A 17,045-nucleotide genomic window follows, 5' to 3' on the forward strand; every position below is an offset into this window, starting at 1 on the left:
TTATTCTTTTATAATGTTAATATAACAACACCAAAGGTGTAAACAAGAGTCTTTTATTTTGTTTTATTTTATCTTTATTCATTTTCCTGTTGCGAAATATAATCGAGTCATACAGTTTTTTGTCATTCTTACATTATTTCTCTCTAATATAGCTCCACTAATTCATCACTGCCTTGTGGCATATAAAGGAGGATGAACTTATATGCTGTAACAGTACGCTCTTCAGGTGATAGTCTTTTCTCCTCCTCTGTGTCATAGAAACCAATCCGTAAAACATCATCGAGCTCAAATTTTCTTCTTAGATAAACCAATTTTCCATTTCCACAAACGACCATCTCATAATTTTGTATTGGTTCTGCAATCCAATCTATAGGATTGCATAAAAAACGGAATAAATAGTCTGAATCGATATATACTTTCTCCAAAGCCTCTTTTCCCAAATAATTCATATCCGTCAAAACCCATGTACTGGCAAGGCGCATTTTATTATACTCATAACAATTTCCATCAATCATCATTTGACGCACCATATTGTAATGGGCAAGAACCTTCTCTTCCAAATCGGGTATTGTCCGCAAATCCGTTGCTTCTGCAAGTATTCTTTTATGGTTAAAGGGGAGTGTGGCATTGAAGCTTATGGAATCAGTGTAGAGCGGGATTTTTTTCATCCCAATATCTGTCGGAGTGTCTAATTCCACCAATGTTTCAGGCATACCAACCAGTTTTTCTTTATAATGCACAACCTTAATATTTACACCGGCATCTTTGGTGACTTCCGTTTCTCCCGTTCGAGGATAGACCTGTATACTTACGGTATGTTTACCGCTTCCTAATAGCAAATCATTGATAGGATATAGCATAGACTCACCTTTGTCTTCTACAAAATGATACCCCACCGGAATGTCATTTACCCTGACAAGCAGTCTGCATCCTGTCTTGTTTACCTGTAGATAGTAGGCAGGTTTCTCCGGGTAGGTCTTCACCATTCCTAATCTCTCCTGTATCAGTTCTTCCATTTTCTTTATTTCCTGTTTCATATCTTTTTCTGTTTTTACTTGTGCATAGCTGTTGAAGCTGATTGTTGCAATGAGCAGGGCAAGAATCATTGATTTCATATTATTTTCATATTATTTTCTGTTTTCTTTTATCGTGTCATTGCTTGTTTCTACTTTCAATCGCTCATTTAAAATGGCTCTGTCTGTTGCATTGCTTATTTTTCGGGGTATTGACCGGGTATCTTCTATGTATTCTTCTACCACTTCGCCGAACACCTTGTACATATAAGACAGCACAATCAGTATAGCCAATACTGCCAATATCTTTTTTATCGGGTTATAGCGTCTAAACAGGAATATGACAAGTGCGGAGAGGATATAGGATATATACAGACCGGCCGTGTAGCGTGTCCTGATACTGTATTCATTGGCGAGTTCACGTATCTCTGCTTGCGTGTCCCATGCCTCGTCTGCATATTGGTACAGCAATACTTTTTGTATATATATCAGGCTGTCCTTGCTTGTTGTCGGTTGTGATGCGCAGGTAAGTTCTACTAGACATACTCCTTCTTCATTTGGGGATAGACGAACCAGTCGCAATAATAGACCATAGCGGACAGCGGAATGACAAGCAGTAGCCCGGCTGCCAGTTTACGGACAAATTCTTTCCATGTCTGTACTTTCAGTTTGTTAAAGGCGAACAAGGCGGCAATTCCTATGCTGTATGCTACCGAAGCCGTAAAAGCCGTTACTCCCAGTATGAAGAAGTATTTCAAAGCCTTGTATGTTTCCAAAACATCAAACACATTGTATTCGATTTTGTGGAATTTATCAACAAGCACAACAAAAGAGCATACAAACATAATGGCGAGCGTAATGATAAAATATTTGCTCAATTTCTTCAATATATCCATAATATCTTCAAAGGTTTAATTGTTATTTTATAGTTTCCGAATAAAGTTACTTATTTCATTGAATTGCAGTAATATATCCTATATTTTCCGTTTGATTTTTGTTTTTATTCCACATCTACATTTATGTACTTTTCATATTCAGGACCTTCGTACGGTGGGTCACCAGAACCTCGTGAGTTAATGGCAATATCAAAGTTTTCAATGTCATTACCATCTTCAGACTTCCTGATTCTATAGGTATAATATTCTTCTCTGCGGTGTATAGGCGCTTTGGTGTAGTCCCAGTCATACAAGTCACAGTAATAAAGCAGAGGGAACGGATTGTTATTGAATTTCAGGTTTGTTTTTTTCAGAAAATCATCCATGTGCATACCTCTGCCCAAAACTGCTCCACCGACAATCATTTTACCCGTAAAATACTGACGTGGGCAACGGTTCTTTAGCCATTTTAGGTCTTCATCGGTTATAAACCTGCTTAATTCTATATTCCAGTTAATCATTATTCTGCTTACAGGGGCACTGTCTTTTCCGCTTTCATCGTCTGATACCATAATGATTCCCATAGAATCCCATATAAATATTCCGGGTTCCGCAAGACGTTCGTAATGTCCGAATATCTCACACGGTTCTCCTATTGTTATTCCCGGCATGAACGGCTTGCCGTTGTAGGTCATTGTCGTATCTGTAAATACAAACAGGTGCTCCATATTCACCCCCTCTTTTTCGTAGTCTATAGGCGGTTCCTCCGGCAGATGTTCTTCCAAAAATCGGTCTGTCTTGGCCATCAGCGTATCTACTTTGCCCAGAATGTTATCGATGCTTCCCATCGCCTTTTCGTGGTTGTAGCTGCACCCTGTACACGAGCTGAGCGCGGACATACAAAGAAGTCCGAACAAAAAGGCTACGACTGCCGGAGCGGGTATGAATGGATGCTTGTTCATATTATTGTGATTTATAGTTTTACATTTACATATACATTCCAACATTATATTATGAGCTATATTTACCAAATATTAAAATATTCCATTTCTTCCTGTTGTGGCTTTTCCCTGTTCTTGAATTTCTCAAGTTCTGCCTTATCTACTACTTCTTCCTCCATATAGCGATGTATGAAGCGTGCAAGGCGCAAGGCTTCGTCGGTGCGGCCCGGCATCACGGAGATTCCATGCGGTAGTCCTGAGGGATTATAGATTTTCACCTCGTCAATCTTGCTTTTCATGTCGTGGTAATATGAAAGCTCCGCTTGGTCGTAGGGAATGATCTCTGTCTTGTTCATCAGCAGACTGCCGGGAATGGTTACGGTTTTGGCAGTACGGTCGAAGACAATGCGTTGCCGGGGATTCAGCAAGGCATAGGCCATTCCCCATGCCAATATAACGCCCATTTCTGCAAAAAGCAATGCGGAGCCGTAATCTTCTGGCGGAACAGTAGAGTCTGATAGGAATGACCAATAGATGAAAAGGCCAAACATGAAGGAAAATAATAGAAAAACGAGGATTCTTCCACTCGTGCTGTCGTTGTCGATAATGATTTGCCGGTCATCTACCCGGACCAGACATTCCGGTGGTATCGGGCAGGTAGCATCATCGTGCGTCAGTTCTCTGTATATCAGTTCTCCGCCCCGCCACAGCCAGTGTCCGTCGTTCTTCATCGGTATTTGGATGCTGAGGTTATAGGCGGGTCTGCAGAGTAGCCGCAGAAGCAGCCAGCATGCACCATTGAGGACCGCCAGCCCAACCGCCACATTGGCTGCGGTGAGCGGAATGTCGCTAACTATGATGAATAATATCAGCACGCTGAATCCCAGAAGAGCACCCGCTATGATGGCATGGTTTTTCCATTTGTATCGCTTTACCATGCTTCGATACTGTCTGTCATGGATGGTCTCTTCGTGGTGTCGCTTCTTATCGCTGTTTCTGTTCTGTTTCATGATTTTTGCTGTGAAGTTAATGTCAGTAAGTATAGCAAATATCGCCTTTTGCCACGCCCTGTGTGCGGACAAAGCGGTCGTACCATTCGCCGTCGAACACAAAAAAATAGCCTTCGGTACGGTTTCTGCGCTTGCCTTCACGTATTTCGACGGTGTTGTCTTCTTCATGATAGACTCTTTCGAGCTTCAATTCATTGTGCTCGTCAGTTTCGTGTATGGCAAACGTCAGCGTCCGGTCTTTCAGCTTCCATTTGTAAAGGCGGCAGGGGAACCACTCTCCGTCTCCCTGCTCAGGCTCTCCGTAACGCTTGGTGAGAAGGGTGATGAAACGGTCGCAGTCTTCCTTTGTGATGTTGCGATTACAGCCGCCGGCCGCGGCGATGCGTCATCCGTCGAGCGTAACGGCAAAATTGGCTGTGCTGAACGTATGCCCGCCCATGCTAAGAAGTTCGTCGGCATCGCAGGAACCCATCTGGCTATAAGTAATCCAAAAGGGATTACCATAAAAGTCTATGCAGGTTTCTTTTTGATATAGATATCCATCCTCTCCGTCCTTGGTGCTGGGGGTGGGCACCTGATACCAATCCTCTCCCCACTCGGTGCTTATATAGCGGTCGGGAAAAATGTCCGTAATGGGGGTAGAGAAATCGAAATCGTCGAGTTCGATTGTCTTTTCACCCAAAGGGCCGGGGCGTTGGTCGCAGCCGCCCAAACATGATGCACTGATAAATCCCATAATGATGAATGTTTTTAGCTTCATTTCTGTTGAATTTTAATTTACTTGATATATTTTACCTCATCCGTTTCACTGTCACATAGAATGCTTTTTTAATGGCTTGTTATCTATTTGTAATACAGCAAATATGGAAAATGATTCTTCAGTATGCTTATAGATGGATTTTTTTTCACCGGAATGTGTTGTAGAATATGTTTGAACATGCTTTCTCGCGGTGTTCTCGTATCCCACATTTTTGCCATTTTCATGTGATTTAAAATTAGCTTATTATAGCCTGTTTCTTATCTCTTGAATATTTTCTTCTTCCATTTTTGCAACTCTATTGTTGCTTCAATGTAAGGACCATTTACTTTGATGAGTAAATCTTCAAATTCTTTTTTTGCCCGGAAGAGCTTTACGATGTCCTCGCCTTCCATGAACAGTCCGATATATTCGTCATCCAGCTTCCAAAGATACACGGGTATGTTCTTGCCCTTTGATACCATCGAGTTTATCAGAATCTTTTTAAGTTCGTCTTTACCTGTTTCTGCTTTCTTCAGGGCAGGTTTGCCATATTTCTGTCTAACAGCCTTTACCAGTTCCTTGAAGCTTGTTTTGTTCATCTTCGTTTCGCAGGCCATCGATATTAATTTGCCTTGTGCATTGGTTACTAAATTCAGTTTCCCGAAGTCGGTATCACAAAAAGTTGCTTTCCTGGTAACGAGACTGTCCATACTTATATAATGTATTAAAATCAGATATCTCTCAGAAAACGAAACGTTCATGTTTTGTGTGTATTTCACATAGCGATAGTTTACTTCTTTGCTGGTCTCTTTGGGATTATCGAAATCAATATATGGAGAACATAAACGTTCCACATCGATGTCATAGTCCGGGTTATCCATGTTGATAATCTGTTTGTCTGATTGTGCATGGGTTGTTGCGCTGGATAAGCATAAAAATGCTGTCAGTCCCATAATGATAAGTGTTTTAATTTTCATATTCGTTCATTTTATAATAAATGGTCAGCTCCTGTTTCTTCGGATATTCACCGGGGTATCACCGAGATTCCGCTTGCAGAAATCAGACAGGTAAGACTGGTTCGCAAAGCCGCATTGTTCGGCAATCTCCGGTAATGGAAGGTGTGTAGTCCTCAACAGTTTCAGCACCTGCTCGGCACGTTTTTGCCGAAGCCACTGGGCTACCGGACAGTTAAACAATCTCAGGAATGTCCGACGGAAGGTAACGGTGCTGTTTGTTCCGCATAGTTCCGCCAGTTCTTCTGCTGTCTTCGCTTCAGTATGGCATTCCATCACTTTCTGAATGAAAGAATGGTCGGTATGGATACCGAGCAGTTCTTCCGCTTGCAAAATGATTTTACGGTTGATATGTTCGTAGGAGGCATCGAGCAGTTTGAATGATACCTCAATGCCTTCTGCCGGCTCGGAAGTGGAAGGCATTCCGCATTGTATTCTCGCTTCGCGGAAGTAGTAGAGCATTCTGTGATAGATGGCTTCCAGATGTTCTTCACGATGCCTTTGTAGCAATCGGCATAAGGTCAGTAACTCTTCTACGCGGCAATAATGCGTGTACCATATTTGCAAACGCATGACATAGCGGGTGGATTCTGCTTCACCGGCAGTCATGAACAGCTCCAGCCATCTCTCAAAGTCTGGCTGTTCATGGCTAATTGCTTCGGGAAGCCCGTTCATCCATCCGGCAATCATATTCATGAATTCCATGTCCGATGCAAAGGGACGCAGTTGCCGCTCTCTTCTCTCCTCCGGCATATCCTTGGATATGGTCACACAAAGCATACGCAAACGTGCTTCCTGGGGATCGTCCGGTTGCAGGCGTGAAAGGAGATAACCGCTTATTGAAAAGCCTTTGTCCATAGCAGAGAAAATTTATCGGTTTTCAAACCTGAGGGCCACCGTCATGCGGAATGCCACGGGTTTTCCGTTTTGGGTGGCAGGTATAAATTCGGGAAGTCGTTGGATGGTATATAGTGCTGCAACTTCCAGTTCGGACGATGTGGTCTCCCGGTTTTCCACCTTGGCATCCTTCGCTTTGCCGTCCTTTCCCACTGTAAAGGATACGCTTACATTCCCTTCGGGATTTCCCTGGTTCCCGAGGCCGGCATTATAGGCCATCCAATGGCGCACGGCAAGCCTGAAATCCGGGAATTTCGCGAACGGTCCTTCCTTGAACTTGGGAAGTTCTCCGTCCGGGATGTTCATATATCCTTTGGTGGTGTCAGGGACAAGATCTTCCTCTGTAAACAGCTCGCCGGTGTCGTATACGCCTGCTGCCGGATTGATTTCCATGCTCCGGACATCTGATGAGAGATCATTGAAATTGCACCAGTTACCGACGCTGATGCAGTCGATGAACGGATCATATTTCGTCTTTGTCACCATCAGGCACACTTCATACCAGGTGTGTGGCTGGCTGCCTCCGCCGACAATTTTCCGTTCTCCCTTTTCGTTCTCTTCAAGGTAAATCACGGCATCCTTGTGCTCCGGATTCGGCTTGCGTACATATAGTTGGATAGTCCGGTCATTCACATGCCATCCATAATTCCGATATCCGAAATACTCTTCTGTGACAAAGCATTGGGGACCGTACTTTCCTGCAATGGCATATAGCAGCGAATCCACTGCCGCCGCTCCGTCCAGCCTTCCCAGTGCCAGAATGCCGATCAGTTTTCCTGATTTGTCCGCCACCATGCCGGTATACGGGAATTCAAATTTCCCGAAGCGGGCAAGAACCTCTCCGTAATTTGTTTCTACCGAGCTGTATTCCTGAATGACCGCCTTTTTGCCTTCCTGGGTTTTACATTTCACTTTTTTCTTCATGAAATAGCGGAATGATTCGTCATAATCCCCGTCGTATAGCCTTGCCTTGGAATAATACTTGTCCACGTTCATTCCGAACACCACATTTTCCAAATCGTATGCACCCTCACCCCAGTATTGAGGCTGTGCGGCACTGATGCCGCAAAAGAAACTCAAGATTCCCATGATAAAAATCGTTTTCATGCTTTGCAATTTTTTGTTAATATTGATATACTGTATTCGAAACGGCTGGATGAACCTCCGCCTCCGGACGATCCTCCTCCGAAACTGCCTCCGCTACCGCCTGAGCCTCCCGAACGTCTGGAAGAGGTGCTGATTTTCGGTATTGTATAGCCTACAATGTATTCGGCATCGCAATGCATACATCGATGGCGAGCCTCCATCAGTCCTTCTGATAAAGTGGTGGCTTTAATAATAGTCCGATATTTTTCTTCCTTGTGCAGCGTCATGTACCTACAGGAGGGGCAGCATTCATAGCCGTCCTTTTCAAGCGGTATCCGGATTTTCACCTCTTCGCTGCAAGCGGAGCACCGGTAGATGCGGATGTATGCCGTCTTCAGTCCTGTTTCTTTGCGTTCGCTTTCAGTCAGCCGTTTCGTATCCTTTACCAACTCGTGCAAAGGAATCTCCCGGAGGGTTTCCCGGTTGCATTTCGGACATGTCCGGCTGCGCCTGAGGGTCTTTTGTTTCTGTATGCCGAAGTACCAGCAGGCAATACCCAGAATGGCGGGCCACACCGGTACCAGCCAGCACAGTCCGAGCAGGGTACGTACAGTAAAGGGGTTTCGGGTCGCCAGCAAGGTCAGAGCGGCCTCCGTCCCTTCGTCTTTTGGCGTCATCCTGCTTACTGCCGATTTCCATACCAGCCAGTTTATAAGTATCAGCATCAGGGCAAACACGATAAAGACCGGGGAAGGGGTGGTACGCCGGAACTTTTTTATCCATGCTTCCGGAGGTGCTGCCTGATAGTCACTTCCGTACAGACCTGCCGCCAGACAGCCTAATGGCTCTTTGGAGTCCTGCTTCCTTCTCCAAATAATCAGCCCAGTTATCAGGACCTGTAGTACAATCAGGACATATCCTTCCATGGCTTCATTCAGTAAAAGATGACCGGAAGCGAAGCGACAAAGGAGATAGCTTTTCCCTTCCATGTCGCCGGGACATACTTTATGCCGTAGAGGCAGTCGCAGACCGCTTTTTCCAATAGCGGGTGGGGATCTCCGTTTATTTTTACGTTGCTGGCAACGCCATCAGCCCCGATGGTTATTTCCGCCATCATTCTTCCTGTAATTCCTTGCTCGACTGCCTCTTCCGGCTTCCTGAGCAATTGTGTCAAGACCATGTTCCATTCGTCCGGCATTCCTGTCTGCGGGTTGATGGGCTTGGCTGGCTGGAAATCAGGACTGAAATAATCCACTTCCTCCATCTCTTCCGGTTCGGCCTGCTTTTTATTGTCCGGTGATTTTTCGGTGCACAACCATTCGATAAGTTCGTTGCATCGTTCGCGGTTGATTATTAACCGGGATGCTTCGCCTTCCAATGGGACAAATACGGTTATCTCTGCAATTTTCCGTCTCTTTTCGACCGGCATGTAGAGCAGCAGGCTGTCCCCCTGCAAGGCAATCCTGTAGTGTTTTCCCGTCACTCCTGCATCATCCGTACCGGTATCTTCTTCTGAAACTTCGTCTTCCATAAAGTATTTCAGGGTCTCTTCCAGGTTGTTAGGGTCGATGCCATTTTCTTTCAACCACTCTTCAAACGTGATTTTCCTTGTACTATTTTTCAGAATCTTGTCCAAATCTCCTGTTGTGGCTGTTGAAGAGGACGGCTCGTACCAGTTCCCGTCCCTGTGATAGAGGCGCTTCATGCCTTTCAGTTTGTCGAGAGTCTCTGCGTCTGCGGAAATGATGAAGCCGTTGTTGTCAACCTTTTCTATGGAAAAAGTCTTGCTGCCCCAAGTCACCTGCACCGGTTTGTCTCCAAAATCCTTTATGGGCACTGTGATGCGGTCGTATTCCTGAGGCATATAGAAAGACAAGGAGATGTGTCCGCCTGCAATTTCCTGATAAGGAACAGTCAGTGGTATCTGTAATCCGAACCATATATTCAACATGTCTTTGTTCTTGGCATAGTCGCCGCCCTCAAGCAAATAGATGTCTTTTTCCGGGTGTATATAGGCCGGTTTGCCCTGCTTATCCGTCAGATGAAGCTGCAAATCAGTCTCCAGGTCGAAGAAAAGTTCTTTGCAGAACCCCGTGAAGTTCCCGTTCTCATCCTCGTGATAATACTTTTCCCACAGGCCGGATCCTTGTCGACCACCGAAATATGAAGATACATTTTCTTCTTTACCCCTTAGCATGAGGTTGCAGAAGATAGGAGAATCCTTGTCCGGCTCTATGAATGCCTTGTCAAAGCACATGAATAGTCTTGACAGACTCTTTTTAAAGCTCTTGTGCTTGAATTTGTCCGCCCATTTTTCCCAAGGGAGCATATCCTGTTTGAACTCTTGGTTTTCTGCCAATGAATCAAGCCCGCTGAATGCCGTCCCTGTCTCGAACTGATAGAACACTTCAAGTTGCTCCATGGCCTCTTTTTTCTCTTCTTCTGTCATCTTCTTTTTGTTTTGTGCCTATGCTCCCAGTACGAGACATGCAAGCAGGACGGTTGATAATATTCTTCTCATGATGAATGGTGGTATTGTGTTTATAATCAAAATAATACCGGAATAACTGCGACGGATGCGACGCATTCTCCGTCATATTTTGCCGGCATGAACCTCATGCGGTAAATGCAATCCGTTACAGTTTCGCTCAAAGCCGGATGCGGCGAACTTGTAATTTCCACTTTGCTGACAGCACCATCGGCCTCAATTACCACCGTAGCCATCACCTTGCCCGTAATGTTCTGCCCGACAACTTCCTGTGGGAGCGTAATCATCTGCGACAGTTCGGCGCTCCACTCGCTTGATGTGCCTGTCGTGATATGTAGCGGAATGGCAGGCTGGAATCCGTTTTCAGACAAGTCTATTGTTTCCGTGTCTTTCTCATACAAATGCCAGTCAATGGCATTGCGCCCCTTAGTCAGTGTCCGGGCATATTCGACTCCCATTTTCAAATGTCCCTCCAGATAATCCCTGAAACCTTCAAGCACCCGGTCCTTATCAAGCCGCAATCCGCTGGCCGTTTGTTTTTCAGGAATATCCCACTCGGCACCGGCCCTGTATATTTCAACGGCGTCCATTCCGTTCATAAAGACATAACCATAAACTACGTCTTGTCTGTATGCTTTGTTCAATTCTGCTTTGATGGCTTTGTTCATAAGACATATCGAGTCGCAGTCCTGACGCAGAATCGCATTTTTAAAACATCCTGTTATAGTCATGGCACTTCTCAGTCCGTCTTCAAAAGCGGAAATGATAGCAGGACGGTTTCCCAGGGAAAGGAGCATTGCATCAAACTCCTTTCTATGAGTTTCTCCTATAAACCATTTATATTCCATGATCCAGTTAGCTTGTGCTACGCCTACGGCATACGAAATCATATCGTTAGGTGCCAGCAAGGCATTTCGTTCATCAGGTGTGAGCCTCATGTTGTCTTTCAGTTTGCGGATTCCGTCCGGAGCGGCAGGGGAGTCAAATTTTGCAATTGCCGAAGCCAGGGCTTCCGATTGGGTGATGTCATTGCTTGCTGTGGCGGAATCTATCCACTCTGGAAGAATAAGGGCATCGTCGGCATGCTCTTGACACAGGAAATAAGGTCTGTTGTGATTTGCGATGTCGTAATAGCGTTCTTTCTCTTTGCATAAAAAAGAAAACCATTTATCGGATAAGGTGTCATAGTGCCGGGACATCTCATTTTCAGAAGTGATATGCTTCCTTACCTGTTTCAGCACATCGGAAATTGCGGCGTCGATATAATCCAGTTCCGGATAGGGATTTGTTGAGTATGCTCCCATAAGGGCTCCGGTGCGGAAGCAGACCCTTTCCATTCCGATACTCTCTGCGATGCCCTGCAATTGTTTCCGGAGCGAGGAGAAGTTTTTTAGAACGATTTCTTTCCAATGCTTTACGCCAAAGTCATAGCCGGCGTGGATATACGGAGCGTACTCTTTTCTGTAAGTTTTCACCTTGACGGATTTCCGGGCGAGCCTATCATAGGCGGTGGTATAGCATAAACTGTACACGATAGGATCCAGTACATCAATTGTGTCTCCCGGTTGGGGGAATTGTACCTTGGGTGTCGCTTTCTTTTCAATCGCCATATTCCATACCGTATCCTTTGTCACCTTTATATCAGGCTCCTCTTCGGTTATCAGGTTCGTATTCTGAGCTCCGGCTGACAATACCATGCCTGAGAACAATGCTATGAATGCCGTTTTTTTCACAGCAACTTTTACAGGATAAGACACCTTCATATCATTCCAAAAGTGATTGTATAATTTATATATTGCGAGAATCTGATTATTCAAGATAGAGAATAGAAAAGGAAAGTAGGAAAACGCTTGGTTAGCAAAGGTAGAGTTCGGCAAACGCAAAATAGTGAAAAGCCATCCTTTCATGGCTATGAATCCGACCGATGCCTTTTGCCGGTAGTAAGAGCCGGGGTTCGTCAGATAATTTTTCTTCTCCCAATCACAGGGGTTGGGAATAAAGCCGGTTTTGACTTTCGGTGGCGGACTGTCACCCCAAGCATTTTTTATTATGGCAATTACGTTTTTCATAATCTTATCCGTTTTTTCTGCGTAAAAATAGCCAGATCCTACGCATGGTTTCTTATGAATGCTGATAAGTTTTACGGATTTCTATTCATTCATGACCAATTATCCGACAATTATCCAACACACATGGATTCCATTATTGAAAATCAACATTTCGGACTGACCCCATTTTCGCCACCGGACTTGAATGCCACACTATCTAACAAGAAAGTGTGGAGCCGGTTTACTTATTTGTATTAGAGGTTCTGGTAAAACCCGGAAGCAAATAAATGAAAACAGTACCCCACACCTATATCGCATGTCATTCGCATACGGATACATGTGACAAGTGTTACTGCTCAGCCCTGCTTCCATTTTGAAATTTACCAGATTTCTAATACAAGGTGTTAGCGAAACACATCAACTATATATGTCTGTCGTTTGCACGACTCTACAAAGATAGTCTGTTTTTCGATATAGCAGCAATTCGGGTACTGTTATTTTTCAAAGTTAGGGATTTTTTTATTTGTGCTTTTACGTTTTCTGTTTAATTTTCCGTAAAACTGCTCATTCTTTATAAGTATATTCCTATCGGATTACTTTCATGATTTCCTGATCCAGAAATACTCTGTGATGCTCAACCATGTTGTTCCAGAATATTTTCACTGCATATTATAAGTGAACTAACGTGAAACTGATAAGCAAAGCTGTTTTTATAATATAGTAAAATTACATTTTGTTTAGTCGGAATTTATAAAATATCATGAAAGATAAACGGTTTTCAGTAAGTTCTATGTTTTGTAGGGATTCATAAAAGAAAAAGCTCCAAAAATCATTGATTTTTGGAGCTTTTTCTTCAATTTACTTTTTTTATTCGTACACCCTCAGGGTCGTGCACGATATTGATATTCAGCATATTATACACTTGGTATCATTTTGGTAGCACATTCCAAAATTCCAATTTATCTACATTTTCAATCATAAGTTAATAAATGTAGGATAGACTCACTTGTTTATATCGCAAAGATAAGAATAAATCCGCGCTTTTATGGAATTTTATCTCTTTTTATTTGCGGCCCTTCGTGCTGACCTGTTTTTATACGGTCCATGAATATCAGAATATGTATGTCTGGCAAACTCCAATGTGCTGTAACACCATTTTCTCAGTTTTTTAAATATTTTCATCTGAATTGGGTAATTGAGTTATTTGAATGATTTGTTGCAATTGCTCGTTAGTCAATCTGTCAGGCTGAATTTCTTTGAATTGTCGTACTAAATTCGCCCGCATCACTTTTTGCTGATGCTGATTTAATAATTCGGGAGTAAGTACTTCTATATTGCTATAATTATATCTTTCAGCAGGCGTTTTATTGCCATCGCTTTTACGAAACTTTGTGTTATTACATATAATCAAAGTTGGGGTCACACGGTCTACAGTATATATTGTAGAAAAATAATTGCTCCTAAAATATACCTTGTCTCCAGGCTGTATATCATAAAGAGACTGTTTTATATCATTGTTCTTTTCCATTGCTGATTTTATAAATGATTTATAATACTTACAAATGATTTAGAAGTTATTATTGTGACATAAGCCACCATATCAATTTGATTTTTATTCGTTTCCTTTTGCAAAATCTTTCATTTCTTCCTCGTTTATCTGAGAGAAGTTTGCAACCCAAAGACGCGCTTTTACTCTAATATAATCATGCTCATCATCTGAGATTTACCATTGTTTCTTTTAGCTATATAAGCAGACTTCCAGCCGGTCACAATAACAGTGTCTTGCAATTCTTTTTGTGCCATTTCTCTAATTTTTGTTTGTTAATACTTCGATGATTGGCTTTTCATTGAAAAGAAATACGGTTTCACAATCCCAGCAATGTAAAGAATATGGATAAGAGCAGCATGTCTCCATCATTCCACGAACTGTAAGCCAAATGCCATCATACATTTTTACTAATTGCCCCCAGTTGATACAAAACAGTCCATATTGATCAAGTTCCATGATATGTGGATGTACCATTTTTCGTATCAAATCATCCAAACTATCAATGATAAGTAATCGACTTGTGTCTACCTTCAATCTAAAACTCTTTTCAAGCTGCCATACATTGAAATCTTCACTTAAACACCATTTTCTCCAACTGTATTCCGAATCTATTGGTGACGTCCATAAACCTCCACTTTTGGGCTTAGGAAATCCGTGAATCGGATTTTCGCAAATTGAGTATATGGGTTCAAGATGATCATTCCCACAATGTTCTACTTCGATAATTTGTTGCATAATTACTTCGGGTTATAAATTTCATATTTTATTTGATTATGATAAAAACATATAGCCCAATTGAACTCTATCTGCTTCCTCTTTCGTATTGAACATAAGTGTGCTCTCACACTCATGCCCATAGCAAACTGCTTTCACCTTGAGCCACCATTTGAAATTGCCACTGCCATAATCATGGTAATATGGTTTTCCTATAATCTCGGTTACATAATGCTCTAATACATTCATGACCATGTACATTTATATCTCCGAATAATCGTTTCAAGAATGTTTTTGTCCTTGTATGAATATCCTCCCCAGTGGTTTTCGTAATCATGCCCAGCACTATGGAATCCAGCCCATAAATCCTTGGGATAGCGAAAGTTCCATATCAAGAAAATAATATAGTACAACACTATTACGGCTCCCTCTAAAAGAGTAAAAGCTACTACGATTATAAACCATAGTAGCTTGTGAATCTTTAAATACTTCATACATCAACAAACAATTTCCCAGTCTTCTGCAAATACATCACTGATAGACGGAACCCATGAATCAGCACGTCCAGTATTCTCATTGTAGATAAGACACTGGCTTGTATAGTCAATGAATCCCTTGCCTTTCAGAATAAGGTCTTTTGCTGATTGCGGAAGAGATTGCATCTTAGGGACAATGTCACTTTCTATATGAGCCGGAACCTGTTTGAATACCATTAATCCTTTCCCGTTCCAACCGCTTCTACGAATTGAATAACCTGCTTTGAGAGCCATAATAGCCATACCAAAATTCATCTTTATTACTTTTGCACCATCAGAACCTTGCATACGCTGTATGCGAGTATCAAGAAGCCGTATATAGTCGAACATAGTACAGCACTGCATTTCCAGTAAACACTTGTTGTACATATCATTAACGACTTCATCCATTTTACCTGAATCAATGAAAGCGGCTAACTTTACATATCTTCCATTGAGTTCTTTGGCTTCTATCTGCATACGGTCAACTGGTGTATCAGCAACCATATATGCCTTTTCAAACACATCTTTAGGCGACCAGCTTTCGTATCCGTCTTCATAACGAACATGATAACCTTCATCGTCAAAATTTTCCGTTGACGGCTTTTCTCTAAGAAGATGTTTTCCCCACGCATCACCTCTTGTCATAGGTTCTGCTTCAATCTGTTTTGTTCCAATGTACTTTTTCATTTTTCTAAATTTTAATTGAAAATTGAGCCGAAAATATCATCGTCTTGCAATAATTTTCGTCCAGAATAATCCTGTCGACCACAAGCGTTTCTGAGCAAATCCGCTTTGCCTGCATCTCTCATTGCGATTCGTAACATGGTAATCATCTTTGCTAAATCACGTTGACAAATGTCACTCCACAGGACATATATATCAGTTCCATATATGCCAAGATCATCCAGATCTTTAATATATTCAAAACTGTTTCCGTATGGATAGACGGAACCTCCTTCTTTGATTAATAAGCAGCAAGCGTTCATTGCCCCAGGGTTTCCTTCGCTTAATTTTGCTACAACGCTTGTTAAATTATCATACATTGTAATTTTACCCATAATTTTATATATTAAGTTTAGAAAGTAGCTGATGCTTAATCAAAAATAGATTTATTTTTATCTTCCTCCATGCAGTAGTTGGTTGCATGGTTGTATTTTTGCAGTGCATACGAGAATCGAACTCGTGTTCTCTACAGTGACAGTGTAGCGTTCTAACCACTGAACTAATGCACTATAATGGTGGATCAACTGTAACCACCATGACCGGATAAGTGTTTGTACTGGGGTTTCCAGCAATTGCACAGGGGCCGGCTTCCACTTAACCCTAAACAGTTTTTCTTCAAAATGGCAGTTTATCGCAAATTTCACTTACCTTTGCAGGCAATATGACTAAACCTACTGGTAAGTCGAATCATTTTAGTAAAGAGCGAAGAGATAACATAGTTGCAATCTGCGTTGTCCTTCAGACAGTTATAACTGTCATGTCTCTTTTGGTTCAACTTTGCGAATAGTCGCAGTCATTTTGATTTCACAACCATACCCACTATGGTTGTTATCTTTGGGGGAGTCATTGCAGCTCCCCATTTTTAGAGGTTCATGCAGGAATCGAACCTGCGTTCATGGTTTTGCAGACCATTGCCTTACCACTTGGCTAATGAACCAGATAGCTGGAAGTTTCACAACTTCACAGCTTCACGGAAAGAAAAATAAGCTAATCCAATAACAATCTTCTATTCGTCAAATGCGCCCTTAGATGGATTTGAACCACCGACCTGATGATTAACAGTCATCCGCTCTGCCACTGAGCTATAAGAGCAAATGATGTCTTTATCTCCCTGACCGACCCATCCCCCCTTTCGGCGATGGTGGAGGAATCGAACACTCCCATAAAGACATCTGACATACCGATTCTGCCAACAGCTCGGTATCACACTCCTGGACCAACGATTCCAGACAGGGCTTAGTTTACTTGCATATCGACTTGTCTCAGCATAACCTGCATGTTCGTTCCCTTGTACTTCGGGCTTGTTGCACTCGGCAATGGAGTTGAACCATTCTTTTCTGCTCGAAAGGCAGATGTCCTTTCCGATAGACGAGCCGAGTAAATTGCCGGATTTTCACCGGCTTTTGACTAAAAGTCTTAACTTTGCAACCG

The 17,045-nt window shown here is 42.6% G+C and carries 18 protein-coding genes and 3 tRNA genes; all 21 read right to left on the reverse strand.

Annotated elements, in window-relative coordinates; all coding sequences use genetic code 11:
* Positions 1 to 143: 143 nt before the first annotated feature.
* The 21 genes from AB5903_RS08375 to AB5903_RS08475 all read right to left on the reverse strand — a co-directional run bounded on the left by AB5903_RS08375 (position 144) and on the right by AB5903_RS08475 (position 16,706).
* Entirely contained in the window at positions 144 to 1,115 is a 972-nt protein-coding gene (locus tag AB5903_RS08375; protein WP_272710892.1) for a hypothetical protein, read from the reverse strand.
* A gap of 12 nt (positions 1,116 to 1,127) precedes the next feature.
* Complete coding sequence (locus AB5903_RS08380) at positions 1,128 to 1,484, reverse strand: hypothetical protein (protein ID WP_272710893.1); 357 nt, start codon at positions 1,482 to 1,484, stop codon at positions 1,128 to 1,130.
* Positions 1,485 to 1,549: 65 nt separating this feature from the next.
* Positions 1,550 to 1,909 carry a hypothetical protein gene (locus AB5903_RS08385; protein WP_272710894.1) on the reverse strand — a complete coding sequence of 120 codons (360 nt, stop codon included), beginning with the start codon at positions 1,907 to 1,909 and terminating at the stop codon, positions 1,550 to 1,552.
* Between the two features lie 104 nt (positions 1,910 to 2,013).
* Entirely contained in the window at positions 2,014 to 2,850 is an 837-nt protein-coding gene (locus tag AB5903_RS08390) for a hypothetical protein (RefSeq protein WP_272710895.1), read from the reverse strand.
* Positions 2,851 to 2,912: 62 nt separating this feature from the next.
* Complete coding sequence (locus tag AB5903_RS08395; RefSeq protein WP_368117762.1) at positions 2,913 to 3,839, reverse strand: hypothetical protein; 927 nt, start codon at positions 3,837 to 3,839, stop codon at positions 2,913 to 2,915.
* Positions 3,840 to 3,861: 22 nt separating this feature from the next.
* Complete coding sequence (locus tag AB5903_RS08400) at positions 3,862 to 4,029, reverse strand: hypothetical protein (protein WP_272710898.1); 168 nt, start codon at positions 4,027 to 4,029, stop codon at positions 3,862 to 3,864.
* A gap of 195 nt (positions 4,030 to 4,224) precedes the next feature.
* The gene (locus tag AB5903_RS08405; RefSeq protein WP_272710899.1) at positions 4,225 to 4,599 is read right to left on the reverse strand and encodes a hypothetical protein; all 375 of its coding nucleotides are present in this window, start codon (positions 4,597 to 4,599) and stop codon (positions 4,225 to 4,227) included.
* 257 nt (positions 4,600 to 4,856) lie between these two features.
* Positions 4,857 to 5,555, reverse strand: a complete 699-nt coding sequence (locus AB5903_RS08410; RefSeq protein ID WP_272710900.1) for a hypothetical protein — start codon at positions 5,553 to 5,555, stop codon at positions 4,857 to 4,859.
* 24 nt (positions 5,556 to 5,579) lie between these two features.
* Positions 5,580 to 6,449 carry an AraC family transcriptional regulator gene (locus tag AB5903_RS08415; RefSeq protein ID WP_272710901.1) on the reverse strand — a complete coding sequence of 290 codons (870 nt, stop codon included), beginning with the start codon at positions 6,447 to 6,449 and terminating at the stop codon, positions 5,580 to 5,582.
* A 12-nt stretch (positions 6,450 to 6,461) separates the two neighbouring features.
* Positions 6,462 to 7,595 (reverse strand): energy transducer TonB, encoded by a 1,134-nt coding sequence (locus AB5903_RS08420; protein WP_224200162.1) that lies wholly within the window; start codon positions 7,593 to 7,595, stop codon positions 6,462 to 6,464.
* Positions 7,592 to 8,563 (reverse strand): hypothetical protein, encoded by a 972-nt coding sequence (locus AB5903_RS08425; protein WP_368117763.1) that lies wholly within the window; start codon positions 8,561 to 8,563, stop codon positions 7,592 to 7,594. The genes AB5903_RS08420 and AB5903_RS08425 overlap by 4 nt, the downstream gene beginning before the upstream one ends.
* Positions 8,509 to 10,023: an energy transducer TonB gene (locus AB5903_RS08430; protein WP_368117764.1), complete on the reverse strand. Its 1,515-nt coding sequence runs from the start codon at positions 10,021 to 10,023 to the stop codon at positions 8,509 to 8,511. Before AB5903_RS08430 ends, AB5903_RS08425 begins: the two co-directional genes overlap by 55 nt.
* Before the next feature lie 98 nt (positions 10,024 to 10,121).
* Entirely contained in the window at positions 10,122 to 12,131 is a 2,010-nt protein-coding gene (locus AB5903_RS08435; RefSeq protein WP_272710904.1) for an energy transducer TonB, read from the reverse strand.
* A 1,147-nt stretch (positions 12,132 to 13,278) separates the two neighbouring features.
* On the reverse strand, positions 13,279 to 13,638 hold the full coding sequence (locus AB5903_RS08440) for a hypothetical protein (protein ID WP_368117765.1): 360 nt from the start codon (positions 13,636 to 13,638) through the stop codon (positions 13,279 to 13,281).
* Between the two features lie 279 nt (positions 13,639 to 13,917).
* Positions 13,918 to 14,394 (reverse strand): hypothetical protein, encoded by a 477-nt coding sequence (locus AB5903_RS08445; protein WP_368117766.1) that lies wholly within the window; start codon positions 14,392 to 14,394, stop codon positions 13,918 to 13,920.
* A gap of 36 nt (positions 14,395 to 14,430) precedes the next feature.
* Complete coding sequence (locus AB5903_RS08450) at positions 14,431 to 14,622, reverse strand: hypothetical protein (protein WP_368117767.1); 192 nt, start codon at positions 14,620 to 14,622, stop codon at positions 14,431 to 14,433.
* A gap of 248 nt (positions 14,623 to 14,870) precedes the next feature.
* On the reverse strand, positions 14,871 to 15,578 hold the full coding sequence (locus AB5903_RS08455; RefSeq protein WP_368117768.1) for a DUF2829 domain-containing protein: 708 nt from the start codon (positions 15,576 to 15,578) through the stop codon (positions 14,871 to 14,873).
* 11 nt (positions 15,579 to 15,589) lie between these two features.
* A complete protein-coding gene (locus AB5903_RS08460) occupies positions 15,590 to 15,949 on the reverse strand; it encodes a hypothetical protein (protein ID WP_368117769.1) in 360 nt (119 codons plus the stop codon).
* A 101-nt stretch (positions 15,950 to 16,050) separates the two neighbouring features.
* Positions 16,051 to 16,123 (reverse strand) — tRNA-Asp (locus AB5903_RS08465).
* A gap of 357 nt (positions 16,124 to 16,480) precedes the next feature.
* Positions 16,481 to 16,551 (reverse strand) — tRNA-Cys (locus tag AB5903_RS08470).
* An 83-nt stretch (positions 16,552 to 16,634) separates the two neighbouring features.
* Positions 16,635 to 16,706 (reverse strand) — tRNA-Asn (locus AB5903_RS08475).
* Between the last annotated feature and the right edge of the window lie 339 nt (positions 16,707 to 17,045).

Origin of the sequence: Bacteroides sp. 2201st1_D9_2201SCRN_220225 (assembly GCF_040928965.1) — a bacterium.
In the GTDB taxonomy this organism is placed as follows: Bacteria; Bacteroidota; Bacteroidia; order Bacteroidales; family Bacteroidaceae; genus Bacteroides; species Bacteroides stercoris.

Bases quoted from the DNA above. Each gene is read 5' to 3' on its own strand.
- AB5903_RS08395 (WP_368117762.1), bottom strand. From the start codon at position 3,839: ATGAAACAGAACAGAAACAGCGATAAGAAGCGACACCACGAAGAGACC.
- AB5903_RS08435 (WP_272710904.1), bottom strand. From the start codon at position 12,131: ATGAAAAACGTAATTGCCATAATAAAAAATGCTTGGGGTGACAGTCCG.
- AB5903_RS08460 (WP_368117769.1), bottom strand. From the start codon at position 15,949: ATGGGTAAAATTACAATGTATGATAATTTAACAAGCGTTGTAGCAAAA.
- AB5903_RS08375 (WP_272710892.1), bottom strand. From the start codon at position 1,115: ATGAAATCAATGATTCTTGCCCTGCTCATTGCAACAATCAGCTTCAAC.
- AB5903_RS08455 (WP_368117768.1), bottom strand. From the start codon at position 15,578: ATGAAAAAGTACATTGGAACAAAACAGATTGAAGCAGAACCTATGACA.
- AB5903_RS08420 (WP_224200162.1), bottom strand. From the start codon at position 7,595: ATGAAAACGATTTTTATCATGGGAATCTTGAGTTTCTTTTGCGGCATC.
- AB5903_RS08425 (WP_368117763.1), bottom strand. From the start codon at position 8,563: ATGGAAGGGAAAAGCTATCTCCTTTGTCGCTTCGCTTCCGGTCATCTT.
- AB5903_RS08390 (WP_272710895.1), bottom strand. From the start codon at position 2,850: ATGAACAAGCATCCATTCATACCCGCTCCGGCAGTCGTAGCCTTTTTG.
- AB5903_RS08445 (WP_368117766.1), bottom strand. From the start codon at position 14,394: ATGCAACAAATTATCGAAGTAGAACATTGTGGGAATGATCATCTTGAA.
- AB5903_RS08450 (WP_368117767.1), bottom strand. From the start codon at position 14,622: ATGAATGTATTAGAGCATTATGTAACCGAGATTATAGGAAAACCATAT.
- AB5903_RS08440 (WP_368117765.1), bottom strand. From the start codon at position 13,638: ATGGAAAAGAACAATGATATAAAACAGTCTCTTTATGATATACAGCCT.
- AB5903_RS08430 (WP_368117764.1), bottom strand. From the start codon at position 10,023: ATGACAGAAGAAGAGAAAAAAGAGGCCATGGAGCAACTTGAAGTGTTC.
- AB5903_RS08410 (WP_272710900.1), bottom strand. From the start codon at position 5,555: ATGAAAATTAAAACACTTATCATTATGGGACTGACAGCATTTTTATGC.
- AB5903_RS08405 (WP_272710899.1), bottom strand. From the start codon at position 4,599: ATGAAGCTAAAAACATTCATCATTATGGGATTTATCAGTGCATCATGT.
- AB5903_RS08415 (WP_272710901.1), bottom strand. From the start codon at position 6,449: ATGGACAAAGGCTTTTCAATAAGCGGTTATCTCCTTTCACGCCTGCAA.
- AB5903_RS08385 (WP_272710894.1), bottom strand. From the start codon at position 1,909: ATGGATATATTGAAGAAATTGAGCAAATATTTTATCATTACGCTCGCC.